The sequence below is a fragment of the uncultured Shewanella sp. genome (assembly GCF_947497935.1).
In the GTDB taxonomy this organism is placed as follows: domain Bacteria; phylum Pseudomonadota; class Gammaproteobacteria; order Enterobacterales; family Shewanellaceae; genus Shewanella.
The window spans coordinates 26,790-34,270 of sequence record NZ_CANMIO010000029.1 but is presented as its reverse complement, the minus strand read 5'-3'; the positions used below and the strand labels follow the sequence as shown (position 1 = coordinate 34,270).

Annotated in this window: 6 protein-coding genes; all 6 read right to left on the bottom strand. The window is 46.2% G+C overall.

Annotation, left to right across the window (positions count from 1 at the left end; translation table 11 throughout):
- Nucleotides 1-308: 308 nt before the first annotated feature.
- Complete coding sequence (locus Q1A86_RS19925) at nt 309-1,592, bottom strand: O-antigen ligase family protein (RefSeq protein WP_299810812.1); 1,284 nt, start codon at nt 1,590-1,592, stop codon at nt 309-311.
- The gene (locus Q1A86_RS19920) at nt 1,550-2,956 is read right to left on the bottom strand and encodes an exopolysaccharide biosynthesis protein (RefSeq protein ID WP_299810809.1); all 1,407 of its coding nucleotides are present in this window, start codon (nt 2,954-2,956) and stop codon (nt 1,550-1,552) included. The genes Q1A86_RS19925 and Q1A86_RS19920 overlap by 43 nt, the downstream gene beginning before the upstream one ends.
- 27 nt (nt 2,957-2,983) lie before the next feature.
- Nucleotides 2,984-4,291 (bottom strand): polysaccharide biosynthesis/export family protein, encoded by a 1,308-nt coding sequence (locus tag Q1A86_RS19915; RefSeq protein ID WP_299810806.1) that lies wholly within the window; start codon nt 4,289-4,291, stop codon nt 2,984-2,986.
- An 11-nt stretch (nt 4,292-4,302) separates the two neighbouring features.
- Nucleotides 4,303-4,668 (bottom strand): STAS domain-containing protein, encoded by a 366-nt coding sequence (locus Q1A86_RS19910; RefSeq protein WP_299810803.1) that lies wholly within the window; start codon nt 4,666-4,668, stop codon nt 4,303-4,305.
- A 735-nt stretch (nt 4,669-5,403) separates the two neighbouring features.
- The gene (locus Q1A86_RS19905; protein ID WP_299810800.1) at nt 5,404-5,793 is read right to left on the bottom strand and encodes an ATP-binding protein; all 390 of its coding nucleotides are present in this window, start codon (nt 5,791-5,793) and stop codon (nt 5,404-5,406) included.
- 227 nt (nt 5,794-6,020) lie between these two features.
- Nucleotides 6,021-7,364 carry a SpoIIE family protein phosphatase gene (locus Q1A86_RS19900; protein ID WP_299810797.1) on the bottom strand — a complete coding sequence of 448 codons (1,344 nt, stop codon included), beginning with the start codon at nt 7,362-7,364 and terminating at the stop codon, nt 6,021-6,023.
- Between the last annotated feature and the right edge of the window lie 117 nt (nt 7,365-7,481).

Below are 7,481 nucleotides of genomic sequence, written 5' to 3'. Positions count from 1 at the left end.
AAAGCAAAGACGGATAAGCAGAACGGCCTGCGGCCTTACGGTTTACAGAACGTTCGCTGGCTCACTCACAGAACGCCTGAGAAGGTCCTAAGTGCTAGGAAAAGCAGGTTCTAGGTTAAAGCAAAGACGGATAAGCAGAACGGCCTGCGGCCTTAAGGTTTACTGAACGTTCGCTGGCTCACTCACAGAACGCCTGAGAAGGTCCTAGGTGCTAGGAAAAGCAGGTTCTAGGTTAAAGCAAAGACGGATAAGCAACAGCTGGAAAGGGCGGTAAGGTCAAAGGCAACGCTGTTTTGCTTTTGATTTTCCTAGCAGGCCGAAGGCCGTCCTAGTAGTGAGCTTGCGAACGTCCTAGAACCTTCTTTTAAAGCCGAACCCACGATAACGAGCCCTGGCCAGAATAGATAGGCGAGGATCTCTAGATTTTCACCGAAGGTGTATAAGAAGAGTTGCAAGATCACTGCCGCCGCCACTGCGCTAAGGGCTGAGCTAAAGAGAGTCTTGACTAGAGCTAGCAGGCTTACAAGTAAGGGGATGGCGAGGGCGATAGCGCCAACTAAACCCTTAACAAACAGTAAGCCATACCAAGTGTGATGGGAGCCAATCGGCATATATTCTACTAGGTGCGGGCCGCGCTCTACGATGCCGTGCCCCCATACCACAGCCTCATTGGCCCAACGTTCAAGAGCGATATTAGCCAGCTCTTGGCGCACACGGGTAGAGCCTGCTCGGGCAGCTTTAAAGGCTTCCACGCTTTGTTGCATTTTTTCAGCGACATAAATTCCTGAAATCCCAAGCAGTATAAATAGGGGAGTCGCTGCGAAGTAAACCCATGGAGATCTGCACCAGCGTATAAACATAAAAAAGCCTGCTAGCAGCAGGTAACACACTAAAGCTAAGCGCGATTGCGACAATAAAATCATGCAAAAACTGCCTGCAAATCCATAGAACTTAAATCGTTTAGACTTTTCTTGGATGGCAAAAGTAAAGAACAAGTTGCCTATCATGCCTAAGGCTGGAGCCCAAGGGGTGAAGAGCCGCCATCTGGGGAGACCGCTAGCGGGATCGATTTCATACAAGCTGACATTAAAGAACTCGGGCCCAGGGCCGCCAATAATACTCAAGGGAGAGGTGTAGAGAGTGCTGGGCAATTTTATAACCCAAGCAAGTATGAATATTGGTAATAAAAGCAGCGTGTGTTTACAGACGATACAGCAGGCCCGATAGATAAGTTCAGGTCTGATCTGCAAGCTACCCAATAATGGGAATATCGCCAACAGTGCCCAGCCTTTCGCCCAGCCAATACTCGACTTGATGAGTTTGGCAACGCCTAGATCGTGGGTCAGGTGGCCTATCACTAGCGCGAGTAACATGACTGCCATCGCCACTAGCCAGCAGGTTTGAGCTTTACTGACGATATAACGCTTGTTATCCAATAGAGCTCGCTTCACCATCCGCAGTAGTAATATCCATGCGATGACGGGGGCGACTAAATACATGGCGCCTAAAAGCCAAAACAGATAGGTGCCGGTGATAGCGCGCCAGATGATTAATTCGTCAGAATTTTCTGGAGTATAGGTTTGCGGATCCATAGCATGCCCATTCCTGTGAATAGTGAAATTGAAGCGGCAATCCCCCCGACGATTGCTAGCAGGCTGCGTAAGTTATCGGGCTCTTCTGCTAATGATGGTGCGGCCATCAGCTGCAGTAATGGATAGGCTGCATAGATATCGGCCTTACCTAGGTCCATTTTTGCCAGTGCGGAAGTAAATACCGCAGTCGCGACTTGATGCTCCCGTTGCAGGCCTTCGAGCTTGGCGGCATCGTCATTGCTGTCGTTGAACCTATGGTCCCAATCATGGATCTGCTCAGACAGGGCATCAATTCGGTGCCTAAGTCCTTCGGCTCGGGTGTTGAGTGAGAGTAATTCCTGCATAAGTTGAGCGCGGCCATCTAAGTCATCAGCCGATAGCATTAACATCAGACGCTTATCGTTATAACCAAGCAGATTTTTACAGCGGCTACTCAGAGCGAGCAGAATAGAGGATTGTTCGTTCTTGTAGGTCACGACTTTAGGGTGACGCTTGCCAAATCGACTGCGGTACTCGGCCAATGTCGCACTTACATTGGTATAGCTGATCAGTAATTGCTGGAACAGTTGATCATTTTTGAGTGTCAGCAGTCCTGCCGCCTGTTTAGGTGTTAAGCCTAAGTGAATTTCAAGCATCTTTTGGCTAGCTTTAACGCCTTGTAGTTCGGAGACCAAATTGACCTTGTTATGTCTTAGTCTTTCCATGGTTAAGGCGAGCTCTTTAAACTGGTCGAGTGATACTAGGCCATGCTCCGATTGAAACTCGAGTAATTTGGTCTGTGTTAAATTCACTTTATTAGCAAAAGTGGCCATGCCAACGCGAATAGCATCCTCACGTTGCTCAATTTCGTCACGACGCAACTCTGCCAGTAATGCTTGTAAACTGTGATAATGGGCCCAGGCTTTTTGCTGTGCAGCCTTTGCTGTAGTCGCTTTAATACTAAACTGCATCAGCCCGGTTTGGTTAGGCAGCTTTAACTTTGGCATGCCAAATTCGCTCCCCTTAAGATGTAATGTTTTCGCCGCTGCATTGATTAGAGTCTTACTGGTTGAAATCGACTTGTAGTTGACCCTAGGGTCAATGGCACTACTTGCATAGGGTGAGTTAGTGGAGCTATTGGCTTGCCCTACACTGTCTAGGCTCACCAAGGCGCCAGCTCCCGCGCCAGGGAGTATCAGGATCCATTGGCTGATATAACGACTGGGGCTTAAAAGTGTAAATAGCAGCACTAGAAACCAGATCGCAAGCAAGCAAAGAGAGGTGACAATGAGATAGGCACGCTTTCTCTTTGTCGTCGATAGCTGGCTACCGTTTACAAAGTAGTGTTTTAACCACATAAGCGGGCTGTAGGAGTGTTTAGTCATTATCGTCTCCTATAAGCATTGTTGCTTTTATAGCAACTCAAGTAGGGTTGCGGGGACAAGCACTTCGGTTATGCTGCGTGCAATTTCTCGAATATTGGTGACCCGGGAGTCGTAACAAGCGATGCCATCTCCAGGCATTAATATTGGGTTCATCCCCGTTTCCCAAGAATGCCTAATTAAGCTGTCCATTGAGCGTTCAACCACATCAACTTGAGCGGTTAAAGGGTTTTTTGTGATCAGTAATAGATGTCGACTGGCATTGGTTGATTGCGCGCCGCCGACACAGTTTGCCGCGATAGCGCCGCTTAACAGGCGAGTACCATAAGGAAAGCGAGTCGCATCGGTATCGACGGCGGATTGAGCATTACTCGAGGCAGGTTGGGTCAGGTTTGATATGAAGACTCGAATACCTGGCACAGTGATCTGTGAGGGGCGAGCTAGTGCATCGTCGAAATAATCATGTTGTGGCACGTGGATATGATCTCCCGACATCAAGGTGATTTTTGGTACTGGGTATCCGTGGAGCACACCGGATAAATCGAGGGTAAAACTATGCTGCTCTCTTATCACTGTAACCGCAGTGATGTCTGCATCAGGGCGCACGCCACCAGATGCTCTGAGCGCCGATGCTATAGTGCGTTTGGCGGCTTGATCGCCACTGTGTCCACCGTCATCATCGATGATTTCAAGGTCAGATTTGACATTGATCAAATGTTGGCCTGGTTCAAATACTCCGCCAGAAACAGTGACTTCAACCGGGGCCCATTTTAATGGGGTTATGCTTAAGTGGACGCTTTTTTTAAGCATAAACTCTTCATCGACCAGGTATTGCTCTATTGAACGGGTTAACTGACTAATATCTAATCCTTTGGCATGGATAGGTTGCAGAAAAGGTAAGTAGATGTAGCCATCGTTATTCACTTCAACATCACCACTGAATTCTTCCCCATTGAGCACAAGGATCTTAAGTTTGTCACCAACTGAAAGGCGAATATTTTGCGGTTGGTGTAGCGACTGCTGTGACTGACCAGCGTACATCAGCCATGTATTGCCTGTTAGTTTGTGAGACGCTTGAAGCTGGGAGCTTGCTGCGTGAGCCGTTTTGTTACTGCGCATATAGGGAGTGTCACTATCATAGAAATGACACTGAGTCAGGTTGTCTTCACTGCTACCTGCACAGATAGCATCCTTTTCAGGACGTTGAGGAGTAACGCAAGCTGTTAGCAGGAATGCAAACAGACAAGTCATCAGCGCAAGGGCTAAAGCCTTGTTGGTTGTATCTGCTTTTTGTTGCGTCTCTAGGCCTCTAGTCAGGACATTGTGAGTATGACCCATAGCATTACTCCCTATTGCGCCGCTTGATTGTTAGTAAGCTCATTGCAGATGTAATCTATAGCTGCGGCTTCCTCTTCATAGATAGCGAAGATCTGATGTAAACGCGTCAATTCAATGAGTGAGCGTACGCCTGCAGTTGGAGAGAGTAATACGATTTCACCATTATCCTTCTCGACTCGATTTAAGGCAGAGATAAGCACTGAAAGGCCACTCGAATCGATATATTCAACCTTGTGTAAATCAATCACGAGTTGGGTCATCCCGGCATCGATTTGTTGTAAGATTGCGGCTCTGAGTGTGGGTGTTTGAGTCATTATGACCTCAGCAGGCAGAGTAATTTTACAGGCATTATTTTGTGGTAATTGAGAGAAAGTCATATCGCCGTCCTTAAAAATGCATCAGGCATTTTGTTTGGTTATCTGAACTGTTACTGGAGTTTGTTGAGCCGTTACTCACTGACTATTTTTATTCATGCTCTGGTTATACGTTTACAAGAATCTTTAATCACGCTCTCATTAATATTCTGACTTATAAGTTTACTTGTAATAGATGTTGCAACTCTAAGGCCAATTTATACCCTGCTGTATTTATAGGGTTTTATGCGTTTCACGGTTGTTGTTAGGTGTGTTTGTGAACTGCCTTCTTTATTTGCGATGCAAAATGGGAAAGGGGGAAAAGCAGGTTAAAGGCTGAGAAGGTCCTAGGAAAAGCAGGTCCTAGGTTAAAGCAAAGATGGGCAAGCTGAGACGGAAGAGCCGGAAAAGCGATAGAAGGTCCTAGGTGTTAGGAAAAGAAGGTTCTAGGTTAAAGCAAAGACGGAAAAGCGGAGCGGCCTGCGGCCTTACGGTTAACGGAACGTTCGCGGGCTCACTTTCAGAACGCTTCGCTGACGGTTGAGGCTGAGAAGGGCGCTACGCTTATAGAGCGTGACTACGTCACTTCGAGAGCGTCGCGTTGCGACTTCTAGGTTCTAGGTAAAAAGCTAAGAAGATTAAAGCAAAGAGCTGCAAGGTTGAAAGCAACACTGTTTTGCTTTTGATTTCCTCGCAGGCCGAAGGCCGTCCTCGTAGTGAGCTTGCGAACGTCCTAGAACCTAGAACCTTCTTTTAAACCTATATCGATAAACTAAATTGCAGATGGGTGCCTGCAACGGTTTCTTGTAGGCGAACGTTGTCCATCCAACTATTGATGATCCAAAGTCCTCTCCCTGAGGTCGCTTTGGCGTGGGGGCAATCTGTTGGAGCCTTTATAGCCTGCATCCGAGAGCTATCAAGTAGATCGATGACGACTTGCTGATGATCACAGTGCAAAATGATAATTAGAGAGTTTAGCTTGGGAGTTGCGTGGGTAAAAACGTTGGAGATAGCCTCCAAGACACAAGTAATGACCTTAAATCGCTTGGTATCGGACACCTGATTCTGCAGCATAAACTGCTCTATCTCTCTGCTTATGGAATGTTTGGCCATAATCTTTCTGTCGAGGTTAAATTGTAGGCTATTCATAGTGTTTCCTTAAATTTTAGAATCACAATGGGGTAAATTCGTCGTGGTTGAGATCAGCATTAAAGAGATATCATCCTGCGCTTGTTTTTCTTGCCAAAGCTGGGTGCTATAGCAAAGGTAGTGCAATAACTTATTCTGCGAATAAAGAGCTCTATCTCTCTGCTTATGGAACGTTTGGCCATAATCTTTCTGTCGAGATTAAACTGTAGGCGATTCATAGTGTTTCCTTAAATTTTTGAATCACAATGGGGCAAATTCGTCGTGGTTGAGATCAGCATTAAAGAGATATCGTCCTGCGCTTGTTTTTCTTGCCAAAGCTCGGTGCTATAGCAGAGGTAGTGCAATAACTTTTCTGCGGGTAATGCTCTAGCATCACTGATATTTTTCAGTAATTTTGGCAGTCCATAACTGCCGAACTTGCTATGGCGGCATTCATAGATGCCATCAGAATAGAGCAAAAGCTGTTCTTCTTTCTCTAAGGTGAAGCGCTGGCTGTGGTAGCTGTGCTGTTTATTTATTCCTATTGGAAGCTGTGATTTTACGTAGCTAGCATCGACAAATTTGGCTCCATGAGGGCCTACTATGATAGGAGAAGGGTGCCCTGCGTTGATGATCTCTACCTCTCCGCTCTTGGTGTTTGCGATGCCGATAAGTAGAGTCGCAAATCGCCCGCACCGCTCAGGATCGTCAAACTCTCGATTGAGATTGTTAGTTATCATTGCTAAATCAAGTGACTGCCAGACTTGTTGGCTGCTAGATAAGTGGTGGGCTAAGGTAAAGCTTAGCATCGATGCCGCCGTACCATGGCCGCTTACGTCCAATAGGTAAAAACCGATATGCTGCTGATCTATATTGAAACATTGAAACAGATCTCCTGCGAGATCTTGAGCTGGCTTAAACTCCGTTGTGACTCGCCAGCCTTGAGTTAAATCGGAGTTTTTAGGTAGCAGGGCGCGTTGCAGTTGAGCGGCGAGGGAGAGGTCGTGTCTAAGGTTATTAAGATAACCTTGCTCCTTTATAAGCAACTTATTGAGCGCTTGATTGCGACTTTCTAATTTTCGTTGCATCTCTATGATGCGAAGGCCTGCAAGGATCCTCACTTTCAGAACGCCACTATGGAAGGGCTTAGCAATAAAGTCATCCGCCCCAGACTCGATGCCTTCTATTAGATGCGCATTTTGATTATTCCCCGTAAGTAATATGGTATATGGTGAGCAACTCATTGATTTTATAAGTTTACATAACTCAATGCCGCTGAAGTTAGGCATCATCCAGTCGGTAATAACCATATCCACATGTTCATGCTGAAGCAGCGCGATAGCCTCTTTGGCATTAGAAAAACCTTGAGCCGTAAACCCCATTGACTCGAGCAGACTCAGTAATAAGCAACGTTCGCTATTACAGTCTTCTACTACGATGATCTTATATTGCTGGATGAGCTTCAAAGGTATCGTTTTCGTTTGGTTCTGGGGTCGAGCCTTGGTTTGGGTCTTAGACATAGTCATCACAACCTTATCGTCACGGGCTGTTACTGAGGTATTTCGTAATGAAGCAAACTCTATGCCAGACAAATATAAATCATTATGTCTATGCTTTATAAAGGGTTTGTCAGATTGATTAATAGCTAACTCTTCAAATTCCCAGCCTTTTTAGCAAAAAGCAAATTGCTTCCCAGTCATCCACCTTAA